This window comes from Cellvibrio sp. 25HG11W-0 (assembly GCF_057815475.1).
Genome location: NZ_CM174230.1, coordinates 3,649,287 through 3,674,575 on the forward strand (window position 1 = coordinate 3,649,287; position 25,289 = coordinate 3,674,575).

At 49.6% G+C, this 25,289-nt stretch carries 19 protein-coding genes and 1 tRNA gene; 7 read left to right on the plus strand and 13 right to left on the minus strand.

Annotation, left to right across the window (positions count from 1 at the left end; genetic code table 11):
• Positions 1–54 precede the first annotated feature (54 nt).
• The 10 genes from AC0KUT_RS15235 to thrS all read right to left on the minus strand — a co-directional run bounded on the left by AC0KUT_RS15235 (position 55) and on the right by thrS (position 10,542).
• Complete coding sequence (locus tag AC0KUT_RS15235; RefSeq protein WP_488831239.1) at positions 55–2,247, minus strand: DUF294 nucleotidyltransferase-like domain-containing protein; 2,193 nt, start codon at positions 2,245–2,247, stop codon at positions 55–57.
• Between the two features lie 464 nt (positions 2,248–2,711).
• Positions 2,712–2,788 (minus strand) — tRNA-Pro (locus AC0KUT_RS15240).
• A 163-nt stretch (positions 2,789–2,951) separates the two neighbouring features.
• Positions 2,952–3,311 carry a MerR family transcriptional regulator gene (locus tag AC0KUT_RS15245; protein ID WP_488831241.1) on the minus strand — a complete coding sequence of 120 codons (360 nt, stop codon included), beginning with the start codon at positions 3,309–3,311 and terminating at the stop codon, positions 2,952–2,954.
• Positions 3,292–3,600, minus strand: a complete 309-nt coding sequence (gene ihfA, locus AC0KUT_RS15250; RefSeq protein ID WP_007642205.1) for an integration host factor subunit alpha — start codon at positions 3,598–3,600, stop codon at positions 3,292–3,294. Before ihfA ends, AC0KUT_RS15245 begins: the two co-directional genes overlap by 20 nt.
• A gap of 12 nt (positions 3,601–3,612) precedes the next feature.
• Positions 3,613–5,988, minus strand: a complete 2,376-nt coding sequence (gene pheT / locus AC0KUT_RS15255; RefSeq protein ID WP_488831243.1) for a phenylalanine--tRNA ligase subunit beta — start codon at positions 5,986–5,988, stop codon at positions 3,613–3,615.
• Positions 5,989–6,100: 112 nt separating this feature from the next.
• Positions 6,101–7,114 (minus strand): phenylalanine--tRNA ligase subunit alpha, encoded by a 1,014-nt coding sequence (gene pheS / locus AC0KUT_RS15260; RefSeq protein WP_488831244.1) that lies wholly within the window; start codon positions 7,112–7,114, stop codon positions 6,101–6,103.
• A 232-nt stretch (positions 7,115–7,346) separates the two neighbouring features.
• Entirely contained in the window at positions 7,347–7,706 is a 360-nt protein-coding gene (gene rplT / locus AC0KUT_RS15265; protein WP_488831246.1) for a 50S ribosomal protein L20, read from the minus strand.
• 34 nt (positions 7,707–7,740) lie between these two features.
• On the minus strand, positions 7,741–7,938 hold the full coding sequence (rpmI, locus tag AC0KUT_RS15270) for a 50S ribosomal protein L35 (RefSeq protein ID WP_488831248.1): 198 nt from the start codon (positions 7,936–7,938) through the stop codon (positions 7,741–7,743).
• A gap of 61 nt (positions 7,939–7,999) precedes the next feature.
• The gene (gene infC, locus AC0KUT_RS15275) at positions 8,000–8,590 is read right to left on the minus strand and encodes a translation initiation factor IF-3 (protein ID WP_488835759.1); all 591 of its coding nucleotides are present in this window, start codon (positions 8,588–8,590) and stop codon (positions 8,000–8,002) included.
• Between the two features lie 26 nt (positions 8,591–8,616).
• Positions 8,617–10,542: a threonine--tRNA ligase gene (gene thrS, locus AC0KUT_RS15280; RefSeq protein WP_488831250.1), complete on the minus strand. Its 1,926-nt coding sequence runs from the start codon at positions 10,540–10,542 to the stop codon at positions 8,617–8,619.
• A gap of 341 nt (positions 10,543–10,883) precedes the next feature.
• Between thrS and AC0KUT_RS15285 the strand changes: the two genes are divergently transcribed.
• Positions 10,884–11,714, plus strand: a complete 831-nt coding sequence (locus AC0KUT_RS15285; protein ID WP_488831252.1) for a substrate-binding periplasmic protein — start codon at positions 10,884–10,886, stop codon at positions 11,712–11,714.
• Positions 11,715–11,833: 119 nt separating this feature from the next.
• Here AC0KUT_RS15285 and nfuA read toward each other — a convergent pair whose 3' ends face one another.
• Positions 11,834–12,421 carry a Fe-S biogenesis protein NfuA gene (nfuA, locus tag AC0KUT_RS15290; RefSeq protein ID WP_488831254.1) on the minus strand — a complete coding sequence of 196 codons (588 nt, stop codon included), beginning with the start codon at positions 12,419–12,421 and terminating at the stop codon, positions 11,834–11,836.
• 387 nt (positions 12,422–12,808) lie between these two features.
• Between nfuA and metH the strand changes: the two genes are divergently transcribed.
• The 5 genes from metH to AC0KUT_RS15315 all read left to right on the plus strand — a co-directional run bounded on the left by metH (position 12,809) and on the right by AC0KUT_RS15315 (position 20,102).
• The gene (gene metH, locus AC0KUT_RS15295; protein WP_488835761.1) at positions 12,809–16,525 is read left to right on the plus strand and encodes a methionine synthase; all 3,717 of its coding nucleotides are present in this window, start codon (positions 12,809–12,811) and stop codon (positions 16,523–16,525) included.
• A gap of 91 nt (positions 16,526–16,616) precedes the next feature.
• Positions 16,617–17,297 (plus strand): hypothetical protein, encoded by a 681-nt coding sequence (locus AC0KUT_RS15300; RefSeq protein ID WP_488831257.1) that lies wholly within the window; start codon positions 16,617–16,619, stop codon positions 17,295–17,297.
• A 165-nt stretch (positions 17,298–17,462) separates the two neighbouring features.
• Positions 17,463–17,969 (plus strand): DUF6942 family protein, encoded by a 507-nt coding sequence (locus AC0KUT_RS15305; RefSeq protein WP_488831258.1) that lies wholly within the window; start codon positions 17,463–17,465, stop codon positions 17,967–17,969.
• 91 nt (positions 17,970–18,060) lie between these two features.
• Positions 18,061–18,249: a hypothetical protein gene (locus tag AC0KUT_RS15310; protein ID WP_488831259.1), complete on the plus strand. Its 189-nt coding sequence runs from the start codon at positions 18,061–18,063 to the stop codon at positions 18,247–18,249.
• A gap of 260 nt (positions 18,250–18,509) precedes the next feature.
• Positions 18,510–20,102 carry a carboxylesterase family protein gene (locus tag AC0KUT_RS15315; RefSeq protein ID WP_488831262.1) on the plus strand — a complete coding sequence of 531 codons (1,593 nt, stop codon included), beginning with the start codon at positions 18,510–18,512 and terminating at the stop codon, positions 20,100–20,102.
• Positions 20,103–20,437: 335 nt separating this feature from the next.
• Here the strand turns inward: AC0KUT_RS15315 and AC0KUT_RS15320 are convergent, their stop codons facing one another.
• Entirely contained in the window at positions 20,438–21,271 is an 834-nt protein-coding gene (locus AC0KUT_RS15320) for a phosphatase PAP2 family protein (RefSeq protein ID WP_488831264.1), read from the minus strand.
• 231 nt (positions 21,272–21,502) lie between these two features.
• Between AC0KUT_RS15320 and AC0KUT_RS15325 the strand changes: the two genes are divergently transcribed.
• Positions 21,503–22,342, plus strand: coding sequence for a hypothetical protein (locus AC0KUT_RS15325; RefSeq protein ID WP_488831265.1), 840 nt, complete (start codon positions 21,503–21,505; stop codon positions 22,340–22,342).
• Here AC0KUT_RS15325 and AC0KUT_RS15330 read toward each other — a convergent pair.
• Positions 22,339–25,098: an ATP-binding protein gene (locus tag AC0KUT_RS15330; RefSeq protein WP_488831266.1), complete on the minus strand. Its 2,760-nt coding sequence runs from the start codon at positions 25,096–25,098 to the stop codon at positions 22,339–22,341. The genes AC0KUT_RS15325 and AC0KUT_RS15330 overlap by 4 nt on opposite strands.
• Positions 25,099–25,289: the final 191 nt, after the last annotated feature.

The window sequence follows — 25,289 nt, forward strand, 5'->3', positions numbered from 1 at the left end:
CTTAGTGCCATTCGAGTCTGACCCTATTGATTTGTGTCCGTAACTGACGCACGGTCAGATGGTGTTGCCCGTCAGCGCACCCCACGACTTCTTCGTCCGCTTGTCCTGGTAGACTCTCAGCCGATCCCAGAACGCCGTCAAGTCCAGCGCAGCCTGCTGCAACTGCGCGACCTCGGACTTGGTGAGCACGTAGTCGGAGTCGCTCGTCTGGTCGCGGTCGGTGACCGCGAACGTGTCCGTCTCCTTCCCGTAGTGCACGTGGCACTGCAGCCGCACCCCGGCGATGGCGTTCAAGGCGTCGATCACCTTTCCGCCCGTCTCCCCGCCAAGGAAGCCCCTGCTCACGAGCTCCCGGACACGGTCGAAGGAGCTGGTCGATTTGAGGCCGCAGACCTGGGTAAGGTCCCGCAGCGCCAGCGTCGGCATGCGCAGGAAGTCCGTCTTGATGTTGAGTTTGCCCACCACCTTTGGCGGTGGGCCGAATTCCCTGAGGATCTCGCCGAGGCTGACGAGCCCGTGCGCCTCGCCGCCGAGCTTGTCGCGAGCGGCGAAGAAGCGCGGTCCCAGCTTGGCCTTCTCGCCGTTCTTGGTATGCACGAGCGGCGAGGCGTCCTGGCCGGTGTTCTGCATCCCGAGCGCCTTCTCGGCCAACCCCTCGGGCGAATTCCGGAACCCGTAGACCCCCGTGTCGGGGCCCAGCCCGATGTCCTCGTTCCTGCCCGTCAGCTTGCGAGAGACGGCCAGGATGGTCACCTGCAGGATCTTCTCCACGCGCTGCATGAATTCGAAGATCTCGATAGTCTCCTGATGGTTGCTGGTCTCCGTCACCGCCGCCAAGTCGAGGTCCGACCCGGGAAACATCTCGCCGCGAGCGCCGGAGCCCGCCATGAGCACGGTCAGTGGCACATTGGGCTGTCCAAACGCATTCGCGGCCGCGCGGATGATATTCAACGCGAACTCCCGCGTCTGCGCCGTGAACCACTTGAGGATGTCCTCCGGCGACATCTTGCGTGCCTTCACTCTTGCCGCGAGAACGTTGTAGACATCGCTCATCCAGATGGCCTGGTTCTTGATCTCGGAGGTCAGCAGACGTTGCTGTAGCGCCGGAAGCTCCACGTTCTCGAGCATCTTCTGGAACGTGGGGTCTAGGATGATCTCGGCCTCCTCGTCGCCAATGAGGATGTGCTGGTCCGGGTCCTCCGCTCGGACATCGAATTCGACCGCCACCGCCAGATCAGCCAGGTCGCGGAACCCCCGGTCGTCCTCGTCGTACTCGTCCAGGATGTCGACGATAAACCCGCGGATCGTCGGCGAGAGCGCTTCGTGGCGGATGAGCGGATGCAGCCGCTCCAGGACCTGCTCCACCTCCAGTTCGTTGCCGAGGCCGTGGGGCGGCGTCTCGAAGTAGATCTTCCGCTGCACGATCTCGCCCGGCGCGGAGAGTTGGTAGAGGGTGCGGAACTGGACGGCAGGCAGCGGGGTGGAGCTGTGGCCTGGCGTCGCGTCCTCGTGTCGGCGCATCTGCAAGGCCCTCGCCCCCATCACATCTGCCTCAGTCTCCAACCCCGCATCATCATTCACCGGCACTCCAGCCTTCATCTGCATCGTCGGTTTCACCCGCCCCTGCGCCTGCTGCACCACATGCCAAGCCTCATGCGGTACATGTTGTTCCTGCCCCGGTGCCACATGAATCTCACTGCCTTGCGCATAAGCATGCGCATTCAACTGCGCTGGTTGCGAGGAGTTATAGTGCACTTTCACATGATCCATACTCATGCCAGAAAGCGACTCAATGCCAGATTTAAGGTTGTCGGGCAGGCCGGTATTATTCGGTTTTGGCGCTTCTGCTGCCGTTTCAAGCTGCGCGGTATTTTCATTTGTGGCTTTGGCCTGTAAGGTTTCTTCCTCTTCAACGCGCTGCACTGGCGAGTTCGCCTGCGCAATCGCGTTAAGCATCAGCTGAACCGATTGTGCTTCACGGGCTAGAGTGCTTTTGTTCATCATGGCTTGCATTGCGCGGCCCTCACGGGCTTGGGCGCTGGTATTCATCATCGCCTGCAGCGCTCTGCCCGCTACGGCTTGACGGCTACTGTCCATTAATTGCCGCAACTGCAGGCCCCCTGCCATTTCTGGCCGGTTATCCACAAACTCGCCCTGCTGCTCACCAACTGTCTGCGTGGGTTGTAGTGCGACTTTGTTTTGCTGTTGTTTGGTTTGATCGGCTTGGGTGGGCACATGAGTTTGCATAGGTGCGTGTTCACGGTGAAGTGTGGAGTGCAAGTGGTTTGCGCGAGTGGTGGGATTATAGGCAGGCCTGAAAGGCAGGTACTAGAGATTAGGGCGGAGTGGCGGAATTAATGGCGGCTAAAGCTACGAAAGCCGCGAAAGCCTAGTGAAGTGCTGCTAAAGGCCTCTGGGCTCCCGCCTGCGGGAGGGTAACGGCGCGAGGTAAGCGTCATTTGGTTTGTGGGATATTTCAGGGCACCCACCATTTACTACGACTTCTTGATTGGTGGGTGCCCTCAAGATGCTTAAGATGTTTTGGAGATGGGTGACTCTTCGTTTAGGTTCAATTAATACCGAGAGTTGTTGCCCTTGAGCTTTCACATCATTTTTGAGGGCTGTCACTTTCTAGATTGTCGCTATGTTCGGCGCAAAAAAAAGCCCGCTTTTAGGCGGGCTTTTTTTATCGTTGAGTAACAACGTTTTTTTGGTCGGAACGGCGGGATTTGAACCCACGACCCCTACACCCCCAGTATAGTGCGCTACCTGGCTGCGCTACGCTCCGAAATAAAACTGCATTAAACTTCAATGCTCAACGCCGGCTGGGCCAGCGCTGTAAGGGAGGGGCATAATACCTTAATTATTCACGATTGCAAGAAGGAATTGTGGGGGAAATTCTTATTGGGAATTTGCAATACCTAGCTAAGGACGCGGGTAAAACTTATCGACTATTTAGTATTCAATAACTGCAAAATATGCTCTAAATCGCCAATCATTTGAGTGACCAATTGATTCATTTGGCCATTATCGCCAGCAGTAGATTCGCTCGACATTTGCAACCTTGCACCACCAATAGTAAAGCCTTGGTCGTACAATAAAGCGCGAATTTGACGAATGGTTAAGACATCTTGCCGCTGATAATAGCGGCGGTTTCCACGGCGCTTCACTGGCTTTAATTGGGGGAACTCCTGCTCCCAATAACGCAACACATGAGGCTTGACCGCGCACAACTCGCTAACCTCACCAATGGTGAAGTAGCGCTTTCCCGGAATGACAGGGAGTTCGTCGTTATGACTCGGTTCCAACATAAGCTTCTACTCGTGCCTTTAATTTTTGTCCGGGGCGGAAGGTAACCACGCGGCGTGCGCTAATGGGAATTTCTTCCCCCGTTTTGGGGTTTCTACCCGGACGTTGGCTTTTATCGCGCAACTCGAAGTTGCCGAAGCCGGACAGCTTGACCTGCTCGTTGTTTTCTAGCGCGTGACGGATCTCCTCAAAAAAGAGTTCCACCAGTTCTTTGGCTTCGCGCTTATTGAGTCCAAGATCCTCATAAAGTTTCTCGGCCAGGTCAGCTTTTGTAAGAGCACCATCCGACATAATTATTATTCCCTATCTGAGGGTGGCGGAAAAATTCACCTCCAAATACCGCACAATTGTGTCTATGGAGGCGTTGATCTCATCTTCATTAAGAGTGCGTGATGGATGTTGAAAGGTCAACCCCATTGCGACACTTTTTCTTTGTGGATCAATGCCTTTGCCCATATAAACATCAAATACCTTTAAGTTTTTGATGAATTCACCCGCCTGCTTTTTAACCGCCACCAAGAGTTCGTCTGCCGCCAAGTTGCGATCCACTAAAACTGCCAGATCGCGGCGCACCTCGGGGAATTTAGACAGAGGACTAAAGGCCGGTATCCGCGCCTGCAGCAGCGGCGCCTGCGCCAATTCAAACATATAGACGGATTGCGGTATATCCAGCTTTTGCAGGAGTGTGGGGTGCAGCGCACCTATATGACCAACCAGTTCATTTTGTCGATAAACTCCAGCAGTTTGACCAGGGTGCATAGAGGGATGCTGCGCAGGCGCAAAAGTGAAGCCTGCCTCATCGCCAGTTAGAGCCAGTAGAGCCTCCAAATCGCCCTTTAAATCGAAGAAATCTACGCTTTCAGCCAGATTAGCCCATGATTCTGGTGCGCGGCTGCCGTAGATCAAGCCAGCCAACATAGGCTCCTGCTTAAGGCCGCCCGCAGAGGGCACAAAACGCTGCCCGGTTTCAAATAGGCGTGCGCGCGTTTGTTGACGATTGAGGTTGTGACGCAACACGCTCACCAAACCTGGCAGCAAACTGGTGCGCATTGCAGCCATATCGGCACTAATAGGGTTGCGCAGCATGACAGGCGCAACCTCAGGATCAAACAATGCGGATAACTTAGGCTCGATAAAGCTGTAGGTAATTGCCTCTTGGTAGCCACGCGCGATCAATTGCTTACGCAGCGCAGGCAAACCCATCTGCACTTCAGGATGAGCTTCAATATCCATAGGTGCAGCGAGACTGCGCGTAGGCAAACGGTTATAGCCATAAACCCGCGCCAATTCTTCGAGTAAATCAGGCTCAATGGATATGTCAAAACGATAGCTGGGCACACTGAAAGTCCAACCTGCATCATTCTGTGAAACTAACCCCAAACCAAGGCGACTGAGAATATCAACCACTTCAGCATCAGCCATTTCCAAGCTTAAACCGCTCAGAATGCGCGCTTTACGCAAGGTTACCTGACGCTCTTGGGGCAAATGTTCGTTCTGTGCGTGAATGACTGGGCCGGCTTCACCGCCAACAATCTCCAGCAGGAGCGCGGTTGCGCGTTCCATCGCATCAAGCTGCAGAGCGTAATCAACGCCGCGCTCAAAGCGGTGTGATGAGTCGGTATGCAAACCATAGGCGCGAGCGCGACCAGCAATCGCCAATGGATTAAAGAAAGCACTTTCCAAGAATATATCGCGCGTAGTGTCGGTCACCGAACTGGCCTTACCCCCCATTACACCCGCAATGGCCAAGGGGCCTTTGTCGTCGGTAATTAAGAGCGTATCCGCATTCAGCTTAATTTCTTGGTCATCCAACAATACCAACTGCTCGCCCTGCTCAGCCAAACGCACATTGATGCCGCCACTTAATTTAGCCAAATCAAAAGCGTGCATGGGCTGACCCAGCTCGACCAACAAATAATTGGTAACGTCTACTACTGCATCTATAGAGCGCAAACCAGCGCGCGCTAGCTTGTCTTGCAGCCACGCAGGGCTAGGACGGGTAATGTCGATATTGCGAATCACACGGCCAACATAGCGGCTACAGGCAGCACCTGCCGATAAGCTGACGGGCAGTACATCGCTAATGGTCGCCGCTACGGGATTAATCGCAGGCATTTGCACCGGCACGCGATTTAGCACACCCACTTCGCGCGCCACACCTTTAAGGCTTAAGCAGTCACTGCGATTGGGAGTTAAATCAACCTCGATTAGCTTGTCATCCAAATTTAAATAGGTGCGAATGTCTTGGCCGACAGGCGCATCAGCCGCCAACTCCCACAAACCCGTATCATCGTCGCCTGCTTTGAGTTCGGTTTGACCACAGAGCATGCCGAAGGATTCAACACCACGTAATTTGGCTTTCTTGATATGAAAGTCATCAGGTAACTCAGCGCCAATAGTCGCAAAGGGGATCTTGATGCCGACCCGCGCATTCGCCGCGCCGCAAACCACTTGCGTGGGACCATCAGGCAACCCAGCTACTTGGCAGACGCGCAATTTGTCCGCATCAGGATGCTGTTCACAGCCGACGATTTCACCGACGATGACGCCCGTAAATTGGCCCGCGACAGCTTCCACCGCATCCACTTCCAAGCCCGCCATGGTGAGCTGGGCAACTAATTCATCCGTTGTAATGGCGGGATTAACCCACTCGCGCAACCAGGATTCACTTACTTTCATAATTCATTTTTCCGTAGGTTGGGCAGTCATGCCCAACAATCACCGTTGTTTTTACCGCACTCAATAATCGGCAGGATGGTCGTGTTGGGCATGACTGCCCAACCTACATAAGCTAAAACTGCTTTAAGAAGCGCAGGTCGTTCTCGAAGAACAAGCGCAGGTCGTTTACGCCATAGCGCAACATGGCCAAACGCTCTACGCCCATACCAAAGGCAAAGCCAGTATAGGTTTCGGGGTCAACACCACTGGATTTAAACACCTCAGGGTGCACCATGCCGCAGCCGCCCACTTCCAGCCAACCCGTGTTTTTACACATACGACAGCCTTTGCCGCAACACTGGGTGCACTGAATATCCATCTCAGCCGATGGCTCAGTAAAGGGGAAATAGGATGGACGGAAACGCACAGGCACGTCTGCCTCAAAAAAGGCCTTAAGAAATTGATCCATAGTGCCTTTCAAATCAGCGAAGCTGATGTTTTTATCGACGACCAAACCTTCGACCTGATGAAACATCGGAGAGTGAGTGATGTCGGAATCGCAGCGGTAAACACGACCGGGGCAAATCACGCGAATGGGAGGCTTTTTATTTTCCATAGTGCGCACTTGTACGGGCGACGTATGGGTACGCAATACGTGTGTATCGTCCACATAAAAAGTATCGTGCATGGCGCGCGCCGGATGGTGCGAAGGAATATTGAGCGCTTCAAAGTTGTGATAATCGTCTTCGATTTCAGGACCGACTTCAACGCTATAGCCCACCGCCGCAAAAATCTCCTCAATGCGCTGCAAGGTACGCGTTACAGGGTGCAAACCACCGCTGTGCTGACCGCGACCCGGCAGAGTTACATCGACCACTTCGCTAGCGAGCTTGGCATTGATAGCCTCAGCCTCCAACAGCGTTTTGCGCGTGTTCAACGCTTCTTGCACTGCATCCTTTGCCTTGTTGATTTCAGCACCTACAGCGGGGCGCTCTTCGGGCGACAGACCGCCGAGATTTTTCATCAAGGCGGTGATATGACCTTTTTTGCCGAGATAGTCCACGCGCAAGGTTTCCAGCGCATTTAAATCTTGAGTATCGGCCACTAATTTGAGCGCTTCTTCAGTCAGCGCAGCGAGATTTTCCATCTGCTTGTTCCAGTCATTGATAACAATTAATAAATTCGAATACCGATTTCACGCCGAGCGCTCTGCGCACTCAGAAATGAATTGCGGTATTAGCTCACACCGCTGCAGCAGCCAATACCGCAATTCATTTTCTGACAACCGGATAAATAAAAAGGGAAGGAACCTGAAGCTCCTCCCCTTTCATCGCGTTCACAGCGGTGCCAATAAATTAGCACCTCAAGTCATTGGACGATTAAGCAGCCAGAGCTGATTTAGCCTTCGCAACAACTGCAGCAAATGCTGCTTTATCGTATACAGCCAGATCAGCCAATACACGACGGTCGAGAACGATGCTCGCTTTCTTCAAGCCAGCAATCAATTGGCTGTAGGTCATGCCTTCAGCGCGAGATTGTGCATTGATACGAACAATCCACAAAGCGCGGAAATTACGCTTTTTAACGCGACGATCGCGGTAAGCATATTGACCAGCTTTGATAACAGCTTGCTTGGCAACACGGAATACACGTGAACGTGCACCATAGTAGCCTTTTGCAGCTTTCATTACTTTCTTGTGACGACGACGCGCCTCTACACCACGTTTTACACGAGCCATTTTCTAAACCTCTTAATAATTACTATTGGGCCAATTAAATGGCACGGAACATACGCTTAACGCGTGGTACATCTGCCGCATCTACGATGCTAGTACCGCGCAGTTGACGCTTACGCTTAGTAGTCATTTTGGTCAGAATGTGACTCTTGTTGGCGTGTTTAAACTTGTAGCCTGCGCCAGTCTTTTTGAAGCGCTTTGCAGCACCGCTATGTACTTTAGCTTTTGTTGCCATGGGATAAAACTCCACACATTTAGATAAACAATTTAAATAATCAAGGCAGCTAAAAGCCCGACTATTTTCTCTTTTTAGGAGCTATAACCATAGTGAGCTGCTTGCCTTCCATTTTCGCAGCTTGCTCTACAGTGCCCAACTCAAGCAGGTCTTGTTCGATGCGTTGCATCACTTCCATTCCCAACTCTTGGTGGGCGAGTTCGCGGCCACGGAACTTAAGAGTTACCTTGGCTTTGTCCCCGCTCTCAAGGAAACGTATCAGCGCTTTAAGCTTAACCTGATAGTCACCATCTTCCGTCCCTGGGCGAAACTTCATTTCTTTTATTTGCTGTTGCTTTTGCTTCTTCTTCGCAGCAGCTTTAGTCTTCTTGATTTCAAACAGATGCTTGCCGTAATCCATAATCTTACAGACTATAGGATCGCTATCTGCAACGATTTCCACGAGGTCCAAAGTAGCTGCTTGCGCTTTCGCTAATGCGTCGCTCAGGGAAACAATACCTACTTGTTCGCCCTCGGCGTCAATTAAGCGAACTTCTTTGGCTTCGATTTGATCGTTGATCCGCGCTTTTTTAGAATTGCCTCTGGCGGTGGCGTTATCTCGTTTGATAGTTGTATCTCCAATTAATTTATAGGAACAAATCTGCCCAGCAATTCATCTTTCAAACAAAAAAGCGGCTTTTAAGCAGCAGCAATTCTGCCTCGACGCGCGATATCGGCGGTCAAGTGCTCGATGAAGGCTTCCAGATTCATTACACCCAAGTCATTTCCGTCTCTTGTGCGAACTGCTACAGAGTCGTTTTCGACCTCTTTGTCGCCAATGACAAGCAAGTAGGGAACTCGCTGAATTGTGTGCTCGCGGATTTTAAAGCCGATCTTCTCGTTTCTCAAGTCCGAAATCACTCTAAAGCCCTTATCACGCAAGGTTTTTTCCACTTTTTTCACAAAATCGGCCTGATTGTCGGTGATATTGAGAACCGCAACCTGTTCCGGTGCCAACCAAGCGGGAAAAGCGCCTTCGTAATGCTCGATCAAAATGCCGATAAAACGCTCAAATGAACCCAGAATCGCACGATGTAACATCACTGGAACTTGGCGCGAGCCATCTTCAGCAACATATTGTGCATCCAAACGTCCCGGCATAGAGAAATCTACCTGAATCGTACCGCATTGCCATACACGACCAATGCAATCACGCAGCGAGAATTCGATCTTCGGGCCGTAGAACGCGCCCTCACCGGGCAACAACTCATAGGGCAAGCCTTTGGCCGCCAAGGCATCCATCAGTGCTTTTTCGGCTTTGTCCCAGACTTCATCGCTACCCACACGCTGTTCTGGACGAGTAGAAATACGGACGATAATGTCGCTAAAGCCAAAATCAGCGTAAACCTGATAGAGCAAATCCGTAAAGGTCGACACCTCATCCTGAACCTGAGCTTCGGTGCAGAAGATGTGACCATCGTCTTGTACGAACGCGCGCACGCGCATCAAGCCCTGCAGTGTGCCCGAAGGCTCATTGCGGTGACAGGCGCCAAACTCAGCCAAGCGCAGCGGTAGCTCACGGTAGCTTTTCAAACCCTGATTAAATACTTGAATGTGGCACGGGCAGTTCATGGGCTTAACGGCGAAATCACGATCTTCAGACGAGACAGTGAACATACCAGCGCGGAACTTATCCCAGTGACCCGAACGCTCCCACAGGCTGCGATCTACCACCTGCGGGGTTTTCACTTCTTGATAGTCGTTATTGCGCTGCACATTGCGCATATAGGTTTCGAGCGTGGAATAGATACTCCAACCGCGCGGATGCCAAAACACCATGCCTGGCGCTTCGTCTTGCAAATGGAAATAGTTGTACTTTTTACCCAGCTTGCGGTGATCACGTTTTACCGCTTCTTCCAGCATATTCAAATGAGCAGCCAATTGCTTTTTATCAGCAAAGGCGGTGCCGTAGATGCGCTGCAACATTTTGTTATCGGAATCGCCACGCCAATAGGCACCGGAAACGCGCATCAATTTAAAATTCAAACAAAAACGCATGTTGGGCACGTGGGGGCCGCGGCACATGTCGACATATTCTTCGTGGTGATACAGACCTGGGGTCGCATCGCGCGGAATATCGCGCTCTAAAATCTCTAACTTGTAGTTTTCCCCACGCGCACTAAACGCATCGTGCGCTTCTTGCCAGGTAGATTTCTTTTTAACGACATCGTATTCGGTCTTAGCCAAGGTCAACATGCGCGCTTCAAGCGCCGCTACATCTTCATCGGTGAGCGCATGCTCCAAATCTATATCGTAATAGAAGCCGTTTTCAATGGTAGGACCAATCGCCATTTTGGCATCTGGCCACATTTGCTTAATCGCATGCCCCAAAAGGTGAGCACAGGAGTGGCGAATAATTTCTAAGCCATCTTCATCTTTGGCCGTAAAGATAACTAACTCAGCGTCGCCAGTAATCAGATCATGCGCATCAACGCGCTCGCCATTTACACGGCCGGCAATGGTGGCTTTCGCCAAACCAGCGCCAATATCAGCAGCGACTTGGTACACGGATACAGCTTGATCGAACTGGCGCTTAGAGCCATCGGGAAGGGTAATAACAGGCATGTATGTATCCTTTTCCAGTGGTGACCCCTACCAAAGGCCACTTGATAACAATATTAGGAGCACTCTCGCAGAGCGTTCAGCGAAACAGCGATGTAAAAATCGCGGGGCGTGGAGTATATGCGAGACGGACTGTAACTACCAGTAATGAAAAACTCACCGCCAAAGAGGCAAGGCACTACAGCACAACAATCATCTACTTAATAGGCGAATCCCAAAAACCGACCCACGCACGCAAAAGCAACCTCAAGGCGATTAACTATTGCCTCAACCCCTCTTAGGCACTAGGCTGGAATTCTAAGCAACCGGCTACATACACGCCACAGCCAAAGGACCCTTGGCCCATGCGATCAATCAAGCTTTTAAACTGGCTACTGATTTGCTGCTCCATCGATGCTATCGGAGCTATAGAAACGACAGTAGAGGCCGCCGAGCCTGCTACTCTGCACTCTGCTGCAAGCACTCCACCTACCAGCAAAGACAACAACAGCCTTAACATCCCGCTGCCCTCACGCATAACGCTTGGCGCAGAAGACAGCTGGCCGCCCTATACCAATGCCCATGGTGAAGGCATAACAACCAATATCATCCGCGCAGCACTGGCCACCCGCGGCATTACCCCGCAATTACGCGTTCTACCCTACTCCCGAGTTTTGCATGATCTATCTGTCGGAAAGTTAGACGGCGGCTATAACATCACCCAGCAAATGAATAACCGCAGCAAGTTGATTTTTGGTAAAGTGCCACTGCTTACCGTAAGCGCTTACTGGTATGTACTGCCCAATAAATTCAAGGAGTTCAGCTCACTAGCCGATGTGCCCAAGGGCTTGAGAGTAGGCATAATCCGTGACTATGAATACGGCGATGAGTATGAAAAGTATCGCCAGCACTTTACTGAGGTGAATCTTTCCCGCCAAAACCAGATCATCGGCATGTTGCGCCAAGGCAGAATAGACGCAGGAATCATGTTCGCACGCGAAGCGGAATACACACTTAATAACATGCAATTGCCCAGCAGCAGTATTGATGCGCGCTTTTTACTTCATGCAGGCGGCGTCTACGTCGCCTTCTCGCCCCTATACCCTTATGCCACAGACATGGCCGAACAACTGGACAAAGGCATAAAGACCCTAAAAGCCTCAGGTCAATATCAAGAATTAGCAGAAGCCAATTAACCTGATCATGGCGATTACTCACCACACAAACACTAAGATTCAGGCAAAAAAAACACCGCACAGGGCGGTGTCATACAACTCATTAGCGCCGCAACCCTTAAACAGGCCGCACAAGCAAATTACATATAGGCATTAGAGCGATCAGTGTGATCGGTCACATCGCGAATACCTTTCAGCTCCGGCAACTTATCCATCAGCTGCACCTCAATACCCTGCTTAAGCGTGATCGCCACCGAGCCGCAGCCCTGACAGCCACCGCCAAACTTAAGTACCGCGATCATATCCTCGGTAATTTCCACCAAGCTAACATTGCCGCCATGGGAAGCAAGACTGGGGTTTACATCATTAAACAACACATAATTAATACGGTCTTCCAAGGGACTGTCATCAGTCACGCGCGGCATTTTAGAATTGGGAGCGCGAATCGTCAGCTGACCACCCATGCGGTCAGCAGAATAGTCTACTTTGGCATCCTCTAAAAACGGCAGGCTGCGCTCCTCAAAATGCGCACTAAAGCCATTGAGCGGCACAATGACATCGCCTTCTTTTTCTTCACCGGGGCGACAGTAGGCAATGCAGGTTTCCGCGCTCGGCGTGCCTGGGTTGGCAACAAACATACGGATTCCTATACCGGAATTGTCCTTTTGCTTGTCGAGAAGTTCTTTTAAATACGCTTGAGCAGACTCAGTGATATCAACATTAACCATAATAATCTTGGCGGACCTTCAGATTAGGGCGGCGCAACATGGCTGCAGCTCGGTGCTTGAGGCAGCTGCACTATGCTTTGCGGCTGGATGGGAAATATACCCGATCAAATTACTCGGGTATTCTACTGCAAAGCCTTTGGGATAAAAACTCAGAAATGACAATTGGCACGGATAAATCTTAGCTGCCCCGCAAAAAATGCCCTGCAGCAGGCGCATCAACCTAGCTGAAGTCGAGCTTTCAGCACAATTTGGTATTTCGCGAGCGACCACAGCAACGCCAGTTTCTGCTAGAATTCACGCCAAACATCTATATCAATATTTTTTGATATTGCCCTTAAGGCAATGACCACCGAACATACAGGCTCTATCCCTATGACCAAAGCGACACTGACTCCCGCCCGCCAAGCCCGCCTGCAAGCCCTAAAAGACGCCATTGCCCAGCGCATCCTTATCTTGGATGGCGGCATGGGCACCATGATTCAAAGTTACAAGCTGCAGGAGGCCGACTATCGCGGTGCGCGCTTTGCCGATTACCACATGGATATCGCCGGCAATAATGATTTGCTCGCCATTACTCAGCCACAAATGTTGCGCGAAATTCAAGGTGCCTATCTTGATGCTGGCGCCGACATTCTCGAAACCAACACCTTTAACTCCACGCGCATCTCCATGGCTGACTACGACATGGAAGACCTGAGCCGCGAGCTCAACTACGCCTCCGCCAAACTCGCGCGCGAGCTGTGCGACGAGTTCACCGCAAAAAATCCGGCCAAACCGCGCTTTGTAGCGGGCGTGCTCGGGCCAACCAGCCGCACCTGCTCCATTTCGCCCGACGTCAACGACCCCAGCAAACGCAATGTCACCTTTGATCAATTGGTGGAAAACTATCTCGAATCAATGGATGGCCTAGTCAGCGGCGGCGCCGACTTGATTTTGATCGAAACCATTTTCGATACGCTCAACGCCAAGGCTGCGGTATTTGCGGTAAAAAAATATTTTGATGAAGTCGGGTTTGAATTACCGATTATGATATCCGGTACCATTACCGATGCGTCTGGGCGCACCCTGTCCGGCCAAACCACCGAAGCTTTTTATAACTCTCTCGCCCACGCCAAGCCGCTCACCATGGGCTTGAACTGCGCCCTGGGTGCCAAAGAACTGCGCCAATATGTGCAAGAGTTGTCGCGCGTCGCTAACTGTTATGTATCCGCACACCCCAACGCTGGCCTGCCCAACGAGTTTGGTGAATACGACCAAACCGCGCAGGAAATGGTAGAAATTGTTGAAGAGTTCGCCGCTAGCGGATTTTTAAATGTTATCGGCGGCTGCTGCGGCACCACGCCCGCGCACATTAAAGCCATCGCCGATGCAGTGGCAAAATACCCACCGCGCAAAATTCCTGAGTTAGAAATTGCCTGTCGCCTGTCAGGCTTAGAACCCTTCAACATCACCAAAGACTCGCTCTTTGTAAACGTGGGCGAGCGCTGCAACGTGACCGGCTCCGCGCGTTTTAAAAAGCTAATCGTGGAAGAGGACTACACCACCGCGCTCGAAGTGGCCTTAGAACAAGTTGAAAACGGCGCACAGATTATCGACATCAATATGGACGAAGGCATGCTCGATGCCGAAAAAGCCATAGTGAAATTTTTAAACTTGATTGCCTGCGAGCCGGACATTGCGCGCGTACCCATCATGGTGGACTCATCAAAATGGGAAGTGATAGAAGCCGGTTTAAAATGTATTCAAGGCAAGCCGATTGTTAACTCCATCAGTTTAAAAGAAGGTGAAGAAGAATTTCTGTACAAAGCTAAACTCTGTATGCGCTACGGCGCAGCGGTAGTGGTAATGGCCTTCGATGAAGACGGCCAAGCCGACACCATGGCACGCAAAAAAGAAATTTGCGAACGCTCTTATCGCACCTTGGTGGACAAAATAAACTTCCCGCCGGAAGATATTATTTTCGACCCCAATATTTTTGCGGTAGCTACCGGCATAGAAGAGCACAACAACTACGCAGTGGACTTTATTGAAGCCACCCGCTGGATTCGCAAAAACCTACCTCATGCTGGCATTAGCGGCGGCGTGTCTAATGTGTCCTTCTCTTTTCGCGGCAACAACCCGGTGCGCGAAGCGATTCACTCGGTGTTTTTGTACCACGCCATTAAAGCCGGTATGAACATGGGTATTGTGAACGCCAGTCAGTTGGCGGTGTACGATGACCTACCCAAAGAATTAAAAGATCGCGTTGAGGATGTCATCCTCAATCGCACTAGTAATGGCACCGAAGCCATGCTCGACATCGCCGAAAAATATCGCGGCGACGGCTCTACGGGTGAAGTAAAAGAAGATGCCGAATGGCGTTCGCTACCTATAGCCAAACGTATTGAGCACTCGCTGGTAAAAGGTATTTCAACGCACATTATTGAAGACACCGAAGAGGCGCGCCAACACTACCCGCGCCCGCTGGATGTCATTGAAGGCCCACTCATGGACGGCATGAACGTGGTCGGCGATTTATTCGGCGCCGGTAAAATGTTTTTGCCGCAGGTGGTGAAATCCGCGCGCGTTATGAAACAGTCGGTCGCCTATTTACAGCCCTACATAGAGCTGGAAAAAACCGAAGCCTCCAAACCCAATGGCAAAATTTTAATGGCCACTGTAAAAGGCGATGTGCACGACATTGGCAAAAATATTGTGGGCGTGGTTTTACAGTGCAACAACTTCGAGGTAGTCGACCTTGGAGTAATGGTGCCCTGCGATAAAATTTTACAAACAGCTATCGACCAAAACTGCGACATCATCGGCCTGTCGGGTTTAATCACCCCCTCGCTTGATGAAATGGTGTTTGTCGCCCGCGAAATGGAACGCCGTGGCATCAATAAGCCGTTAATGATTGGCGGTGCCACCACCTCTAAAGCGCACACGGCGGTAAAAATTGACCCTGCATTCAAACTCAACCAAGTCGTTTATGTGGCAGACGCCTCACGCGCGGTAGGTGTTGCCAGCACCTTACTTTCGGACGAGCTGCGCCCACCCTTTGTAGAAAAATTACAGCAAGAATATGTAGAAGTGCGCGAGCGCAACGCCAACCGCAAACCGCGCGGCACAGTGCGTACCTACCCCGAAGCCATAGCAAAGGGTTTGAAGCTAGACTGGGACAAGTACACGCCGCCCACGCCCGCTTTTACCGGCATCAAAGTATTGGAAAACTACGATTTAAATACACTGGTTGAATATATCGACTGGACGCCCTTCTTTATAAGCTGGGACCTCGCCGGAAAATACCCGCGCATTTTGGAAGATGAAATCGTAGGCGCAGCGGCGCGTGACCTCTTTACCGATGCACAAAAGATGCTGCGTAAACTCATCGATGAAAAATTAATTAGCGCCAACGGTGTTATCGGCTTTTGGCCCGCTAACACAGTCGATCACGATGACATAGCGGTGTACGACAAAGACGGCGCACAAATATCTAAGCTGCACCACATTCGCCAGCAACACTTAAAACAGGGCATGGAAACCAAACCCCACTACTCGCTCGCCGATTTTGTCGCGCCAAAAGAAACTGGCAAGCAAGACTACATTGGCGGCTTTGCGGTTACTGCGGGCATAGGCGCAGAAGAACTCGCCAAGCAATACCAAAACGACGGCGACGACTACAACAGCATCATGGTAAAAGCCCTCGCCGACCGTTTAGCCGAAGCCTTTGCCGAGCATCTACATCAGCGCGTACGCAAAGAATTTTGGGCCTACGACCGCGAAGAAAATCTCACCAATGAAGATTTGATCTCAGAAAAATACAAAGGCATACGCCCTGCGCCCGGTTACCCGGCCTGCCCAGATCACACCGAAAAAACCCAGTTGTTTAACTTGCTAAAAGCCACCGACAATACCGGCATAACCCTAACCGAGCATTTCGCCATGCTGCCCACAGCAGCGGTATCCGGCTGGTACTTCGCGCACCCAGAATCCTCTTATTTCCCCACAGGAAAAATTGAGAAAGATCAGGTAGAAAGTTTGGCGGAACGCAAGGGGGTTAGTGTGCAGGAGATAGAGCGCTGGATGAGCCCGGTGTTGGCGTATGAGCCGGGGGTTGCTGAGTAGCCCGCAAGGAGTGAGCGGATTGCTGGGGGATATCAAATCAAAACTCCGTATCGCGCTAAGCTCCATACGGATTACCAACTAAGGAATAATTATGGAACAAATAGAAAGAAAGTATTTCTGGCTCATCATCCCATACTTTCTAGTAACAGGGACTATGTATATCTGGGGCTACTGGAGTACATTTGATATTAATGCTTTTGAATACGCTTCTATAAATGAAGCAATAATTGCATCATTTATACCATTAGCTTCAGGCCTTACCTTTGTACTTATTGGCGCTGCTATCGGTACATTTGCATCTCAGAATAAACAACCGAATGAAGCAACACCGGAACAGAATAAAAAAAAGATGTCACCTATGGATTGGCTTATTTTTGTGGGCTTTTTCATTCCTGGCGTAATAGGCTTTGTCGTAACTGAAAATATAGGATCCAGATGGACAACCTGTGCGATTTTATTATCAACCATCCCTGCTGTAGCGATGATAAAAAGCAACTTAGCATCAAATATGTTCCCACCTCACATACGCTCGGTCGTCTTATTTATATTTTGTTGTACCCCGTTTTACTCATTTGCAACAGGAAAAAGCAACGCGTACAAAATAATAACTAATAGCGAGTATTGGTATTTAGAATTAGGGACCAAAACATTTAAATATATAGGCTATTTACATGGGAAAACATTCTTAACAGATCCACACAACAATGAAATATTAATTATTCAAGATGGTGAAATTGAAAAACTGACCCTTAAAAAATACAAGAAGCCATAATTGAAGATGACCCGTAGGTTGGGGTGAGTTTACGAACCCCAACACCACGCTCGCCGACACCACCAATCACCTATAAAATCCAAAACAAAAATATCCATCGGCTTTTTATCTTACCCCCAGCATGGTCATGTTGGGGTTCGTTCCTCAACCCAACCTACGCCTACAATGACAAACAAAATCGGATTTGGAGCTAGCGACAGCCGCGTCAATTTTTATATCGCCAATCGCCCGCCGCTGGATGATTACCCGCTTATGGGCGAACTGCGCGCTTTGGCGATGGGGGAGCTGGGGCATATTGTGGCTAACACCAGCAACCACTGGCGCAAGGTGTTTAGTGTGTACGCCAAATTATTGTTTGATTGGTATGGCCTACAACAACGAAGTGAGTTGCCGCCCAGTTGGCAGGCGCTGCGCGATAAAGAATTATTTCAGCAGGACTCGCAGGCCGCGCTGCTATTCAATGCACCGCAATTTCATCAGGATGACAGAATTCATATCATCGCAGGCAAAACCTACGCCGCGCACTTAAGGCTGCCGCCACTGACTTGGTTGGACGCCTACTTTGCCATCAACCAAGAACACCGCTTAATTGTTGCGCCCTACCCGGACTATCGCCAGCTATCCAATAAACGTATTGCGCGATTGATTGAGTTAATGCAAACCATCGACTAACAGCAATCCGTTATTGGCTGCGAACTTTACAGCATTTTATTAGTCTTACAGGCTGATAATTATTTCGCCTAACTACACGGAGTTATTTACCATGAAATACTTACTTTCACTCAGCCTGATTGCGCTCTCGGGCTGTACCGCCAACAATGTTTACGACAACATCCAATACAACAACCTACAGGACTGCAATAAAGAGCCCACCTTAAGTGCCCAAGAGGTCTGCCGAAAAGCGAATAGCCTGCCCTACAAAGATTATGAAAAAGAGCGCCAAAAACCTTAAATTAAATCGAAATACACCTTGGGCTCCAAACATAACTTTCATCTATAAACTGCCCACCTTAGCCGCTATTAATTTAACCCAACGGTATGACAAAGGGATTTTGTCTCATTTTTAGCAAAACATTTATCCCGCCTTTATCCTTCAGCTAAGGTCACTTAGTGTCCACCATCCCTTAACGCCAACTTCCTTGTATATACCAAGTGAGTCTGTGGCTGTTGTTATTTGCACCATCACCTTCTTGCCCTAAGTAGGAAAATGCTATGAAATCAATACTCGCACTCATGCTCTGCTTGTTTTCGCTCTCTGCACTCGCGCTTATAGATCAGCGTTTTCCTGAAGCGCCCACTTACATGGCCAATGCCAATATCATCCGCTTGCAATATCTATCTCACGAGGGGCCAGAGTGTACGCCCGGAGTCGCCAGCAATTTGCGCTCCCGTGTGCCCTATTATGTGTATGCGCCTGCCACCAGTAGCACGCAAATAAAAGCGGGGAAATTTCCTCTGGTGGTGTTTTTACATGGCCAGGGTGAACAGGGGCCATCGATCATCAATATGTGCTACACCCGCGACGACAACTATTACGCGGGCGTTGCCAGTACGCTTAATAAAGTGGAGGCAGCCGCAGGTGGGCCTGGTGCCGCCATAGTGACAGGGCAATTTTCACCCCAGGAAAATATGCTGGTGATTATTCCGCAGTCCATGGCGCAGGGTGGGTTTAGTGTTGATGTTATTCGACGAATAATTTCTGATGCAGCCGAGCAATTGGCAACCAAAGGTATAGAAATAGATGCAGACCGTGTTTACCTTACGGGGTTGAGTATGGGCGGCGGCAGCCTTATGAAATACCTAATGGCAAACCCAGACCACTTTGCTGCCGCAGTGCCTATAGAAGCGGCGGGCGCGATTGATCCCTGTTTTGTACGCGATCACAACATTCCTTTCTGGGGTTTCGCGGGCGGCGCATCTGGCAATATGGCGTCGAGCAATACAAAAAGTATTATTAATGGTTCCGCTAGCTGCCCAGAAGCTACCATTGAATACCAACACCCTAGTTACAGCTGTATTTATAACGGAAAAAGTTGCACCTTGTTTTCCGCATTGCGCCCGCATAATTTACGCGCGACCTTCATGCCCAATGATGGCCACAGTGGCTGGCGCAGTGTGTATAACACGACCCACAGCGCGCTGCCCACCACCGAAAAAAGCATTTACAACTGGATGCTAAGCCAAAAAAATTCAGACCAAGGAAAAGCCCTATTCCCTATTCACTACGGCGATCTTTCTAGCTCGTCATCGTCATCGTCATCGTCATCGTCATCGTCATCGTCATCGTCATCGTCATCGTCATCGTCATCGTCATCGTCATCGTCATCGTCATTAAGTTTAAGCAGTTCTAGTACAGCTAACGCAAGCTCCATCGCCACGAGCGAGTCATCGTCGTCGGCTGCCAGCGCAGCAACAAACACACCCGCCCCTATCGCCTTATACCCCTCTATGATAATGCCCGGCGCACTCGGCAATCCCGAAGCCTTAATGGATGAACAAACAAACTCTGCACCCACTAACTATTGGCTACCCGGATGGGCTACGGCTATTTACCCAGCTGAAGCGATTCTCGATTTAGGGCGTGAATATACACTGACAGAGATTAGCTTTTTCGATGCTAACGGGGTTGGCTTGGTTGAGTTTTCTGACGCAGACCCAAGTCATTCACAACAGGTTATAGTGGCAGACCAACTGAATACTTATTTAGTGCTAAAGCACTACCCAGTCATGGTCACGACTCGCTACCTGCGTGTGAAAAAATTTAATGCGGCACGTATGAGTGAAATTTATTTGCAGGGTTATTAATTGCAGTTGGAATTATGCAGGATAATATTGAAGACAAGCTTCAGTTGCCCCCCCCGAGCCGCTAGCAACGGGGGGTTAACAAAAAGTCAAGATGGTATATTCTTTCTCAAACAATTATTTATAACTTAAAAATTTGGTTGCGCTACGGTTAGTAGTCTAGGCAGATCGTTGGCTGGGGGGGGGGTTATAAAAGCTAACATCATTCTTTCCGACACCACCACTATAAAACCCCTAATCTAAGGTTCTATCGGTTTTTTATTTCACTTGATCTTCATTCTCAACCCAACTTACAAAACCATAGAGTACCTAATGCGCCAGATGTTAAATACATATTTTTACTCGCTACGCGTCTTTGAAAAAAATCTTTGCAGAAACCCGAAAAATATAAAAAAAATCAAACTTAACACCCACACCAAATAAGCTGACCACAACTGGTGTGAGAGATAGTGCTGCCCGCGCAACACTTGAGTTAACCCTAAAAAATTACCGTAGACGAGCGCAACAACCAAACTGATGCGTGCAGCTTTGTTCATCCCCATGCGCTTAAAACCAAAGAAGCATGCGACAAACAAAAAGCCAGTGATCGAATGCCCCCCAGGCCAACAATGTCCGCCCTCGCCAAAATGAGGGAAAGGTTCATGAATATCGCTTAGCGCGACCACTTTATGGCCACCAAATACCTGTATTTGAATCGGGCAGTCGACACTGGAGGCGCGCTTAAGATGGCCAATCATCTCCGCTACAAACACCATAGCGAGAATGGTCACCCATAAACTTGCGGCAGTCCCAGCGGGAAACCGGCGCAGCCATACACGCGGCTTAGCAATTATCGGTAACTGAAGGCGTTGACACGAAAATGTGGGGGAAATTCTTTCAAACCAGTTACACCAAGGCAACAAAAAAATGGCCAACAACAACATACCAATAAAGACAGAACCAGAAATAACCTTAGGAATTTTATGAAAGATATATTCATAATTTGATGAAGCCGCATAGGGAAAGCCGCCAGGCTGTTGCGACAAATACAATGCAAGGCGCTGGTCGAGGTCCAACCTCCAAAAAAGCACCAATAACCCAATGCCCACTAGGGTGAGCCTAAGCACCCAGTTAAACCAATCAATAACAAGCTCTTGACTGGAAATGGAAGCGCCACCGCTCGGTTTCTTCATTGCCAGTCACCCTTCCGTCATGCAATCTTGTCTAACCGAGTTTGGTTGTTATCAAGAGAGAACACCAGCTTAATGCCGCTAACTTAAATCAGCATTAAGTATGGAAAGATATGCAACCCTGAACGTTAACCCAGTAAACTCTAGGCTGAGATACCCCTCTAAGATACGTAGAGTATCCGCAATCAACGGCACAATTTGGCTTAAAATAATAATTTCACAAGAGACAGGCAGATGGCATTAAAAAACCGTACATATATTTTTGTATTCATAGCAATGCTGTTAGGCGCATTTTATTTTCACTACGCTCCCTCAACAGCGCCACGTTCTGCTATGGCCGTGAATATAGACACAGAACTAGAAACTCACTCTTTGCGCGCGCGCCTCACCAAAAACCAAGCACACGGCATAAAAAAGACCAGCGGCGTGACATCAAGCCCTGCAGCCATAGCGCCAACCCTCAGTACTAGCCCATTTGATCTTTCTGATGAGAATTTCCAGCTATTTAGCGAATGGCAAAAGGCTCACGGGTACCCGCAGGTGGATCAAGACGGGAATTATTTTTCAAACGCTTATGAGTATTACTCGAATGAAACCTTAGCAACCATGGCGAACCAAGGTGATAGCCAAGCGATGCTGCTCTATGCCCAAGCAAAAATGCGCGATGCCGATTTCGCCACTGCAGAAGATTATTTAATTAATGCGAGCGTTCATGGCTATACACTCAGCCTGAGCGAGCTCGCCAGCATTAAACTCATGCAAAGTAAAATGAACCAATCCGCAGGCAACCACGCGCAAGCAGAAGAACAGCAGCACGAGGCCTTGGCCTGGTTAGAAGTGGGGGCTATGCGTGGCGACCGAGTAATTAATTTCAATAAGAATAACTATTACCAGCAATTTCAATTAGATGAAGCCGTACGAGCAGACATCACTAAAAAAGCCAAAGCACTTTATGAGCAACTCAGCCAAAAGCGTGCGAATGTAAATCTAGAGGAATTTGACAATAGCTACCCAAAAGCGCTGGAAGGCCTCTACACGCGCACCCCGACCACAGAACAATCTGACTCATATTAAGAGCCGACTTTTGGCGATATCCATTTAGTGAGCACGCGCCAAAGTTGGTCGACTTCAATGGGCTTAGCAAGGTGATCATGCATGCCGGCTGCGAGACATTTTTCACGATCTTGATGCGAGGCATTGGCGGTCATCGCAATAATAGGCAAATTGGCAAGGGATGGTATTTGACGCAAAACCCGCGCTGCCGACAGGCCATCCAGCACCGGCATTTGTACATCCATAAACACCAAATCGTATTTGCGCGCCTTGGCAAGGGCAACGGCAACCTCACCGTTATCAGCTATATCCACAATAAATCCGGCATCGTGCAAAATATCCGCTGCGACGATTTGATTCAGCCGATTATCTTCCGCCAACAAAATGCGCGCGCCTGCCATAAGCAGCAATGTTTTTTCGATATTGTCTTTATTGGTTGCTTCATTCAATGAAGCAACTTGCGCTTGTTGTTCCAATAAGCGGGCATCATGTTCAATAGGCTCGAGCGGCAACCTAAACCAAAACACAGAGCCCTGCCCCAAATGGGATTCAACGCCAATTTCCCCGCCCATGAGTTCAACCAAGTTTTTGGAAATGGCCAATCCTAAACCTGTGCCACCATAACGCCGCGTGGTGGAGGCATCTGCTTGCTGAAAGGATTGAAAGAGGTGAAGCTTTTGCTCTTGCGTAATACCAATCCCAGTATCCTTAATTGAAAACCTTAGGCTATTCGATACTGAGTTAGGTAACACCGCACTTATTTCAATCACAACAGCGCCCTGATCGGTAAACTTAATCGCATTATTGACGAGATTGATAAGAATTTGCCCGATACGAAATGAATCACCAATGACCCATTCAGGTAGATCTTTACTCAGCAGAATCGTAAACGCTAAGCCTTTATCGTGCGCCTTGTGCTGCATCATATTTGACAGGCTCGTCATGAGCGAAGCTATATTGAACGGTACCTTTTCAATGGTACATTTTCCGGCTTCAATTTTTGAGTAGTCAAGAATGTCATTGATTACATGTAGCAGGTGCTCGCTGCTCAACTGAATTTTCTCAAGATACTCTTGCTGTTTACCAGACAACGGCGTCTTAAGAATTAAATAGCACATCCCCATAATCGCATTCATTGGCGTTCGAATTTCGTGGCTCATATTCGCCAGAAAGTTTGATTTCATTTGCGACACTTCTTCTGCCAACTCTTTCGCTGCCTGCATGGTGCGCTCTGCTGCTTTTTGCTCCTCAATATCAACAAAGGTGCCAACCAAACCGCCGGGCCGACCATCAGTTTTACGAAACCCTGAGGCACTGTAAAGCGCCTCGTGGCTTTCACCTTCTGCAAACGGAATAGTGACGGTACGATGAACGCTGCCAGAGTTTTTAATGAGTTGCTCGTCTTCTTTTTGATAGAAGAAGCGATCTTCAACCGACAGATAGTCCAAATCCAACACACTTTTACCCACTAAATCATGGCGATCTTGCTCAAACACTTTTTCGTAGGCTTTATTACAACCAATAAAACGCGTATCGGCGCCCTGATAAAAAATTGGGAATTGAATGGTGTCTATCAGCACCTGCAGGAAGGCCGTCTGCTCCCTAAGTTCTACCTCGGTATTTTTCGTTTGATCTATGTCAAAAACCCAGGTGAGAAGATAGGGCCGCCCTTCATGCTCTATGGGTCGGGCGCTGATTCGCACCCATATGTGGCTGTCGTCGTCACAGCGTAACAGCGTTTCGAATCCATCTACTCGATTATGTTTTTTGTAAAGGCCGATATACTCTTTACGATCTTCTACATTGACCCAAAATTCCTCTGCCCTCCGGCTAAAAAACTCGTCAAGATTAAATTTTAATATTTCGGCCATGCGGCTATTGGCAAACACCGGCTCACCATCAGGCGACAAAATAGTTACGCCTGCTGGGCACTCCTCTAATATTTGCTCTAAACGCGTTTGCGATTTTTTTAAATTCTCTTCCACCTCTTGGCGTTCGGCATCCAAGCCCTCACGCTTGTGACGATAGTCTTCTATAGAGCGCGACAAATCGCCAATTTCAGATTTTAAGTTGATGAAAACTTTGTGATCAAGGGCATCACCTGCGAGGAGCGCTTGCATTTTTTGCGCGAGATTTATCAGCGGGGCGATAAAACGACTTTGATAAAAATAAAGTAAGGCGATGAGACTAGTGAGTGCCGTGAGAGTGACGGAAAGGATAAATACCCAGCGCGCCCATTGCGCCGTTTTTGCATGTTCGAACGCCTCCGCTTGTAAGCGCTTTTCAATAAGCGCTTCCGCTATTCCTAATGCATCCCAAATACGCACCTTTGCCGCTTGATATTCAGCACCGAACACCAGCCCAATCGCAGTATCGCGTCGGCCCTGAGCGCCCGCTTCAAACGCCTTGAATTCAATTTGCATTAATTCATCAGAACTTTGTTTAGCACTGACCAATAATGCCATCTCTTCGTCCGTGATATTTAACTCAGCCATCTCTTTAATGGCTCTATCGCGGGTTTTTAATACATTCACCTCATCTTCAAAGTCGCGGCGATACCAAGATTCCGCGGTAGCTGCATGCGCCCGTGCCAAGCTGGTGAGTTTATTAATCCCCTCAATCATCATCTCCATGGCTTTGAGCGTTCGATGGCGCTCCTCCAACACAACGGCCTGACGCGCATACTGCTCGTTGACCGCATAGGCTGAGGTGAGAGTTATAGCGGTGAGGGAAACAACAATTAAGGTCACAACTCGACTGGCAACGGCTATACGCATAGCAACTTCCGTTTAAGGCATAGTATTTATTAGAATGGGGTTGCGAGTATAAACAGGCTCAATTCCTTAAATCCACTCTTACAGAGAGCAAACAAGCGTTTTTAATCTGGCAAAAAGGATTATTCAATAGGAGGCGACAGTGCGCCCCGAGGATAGGAGCCCTGCATGGAACGACAAAATCTATAAATGTG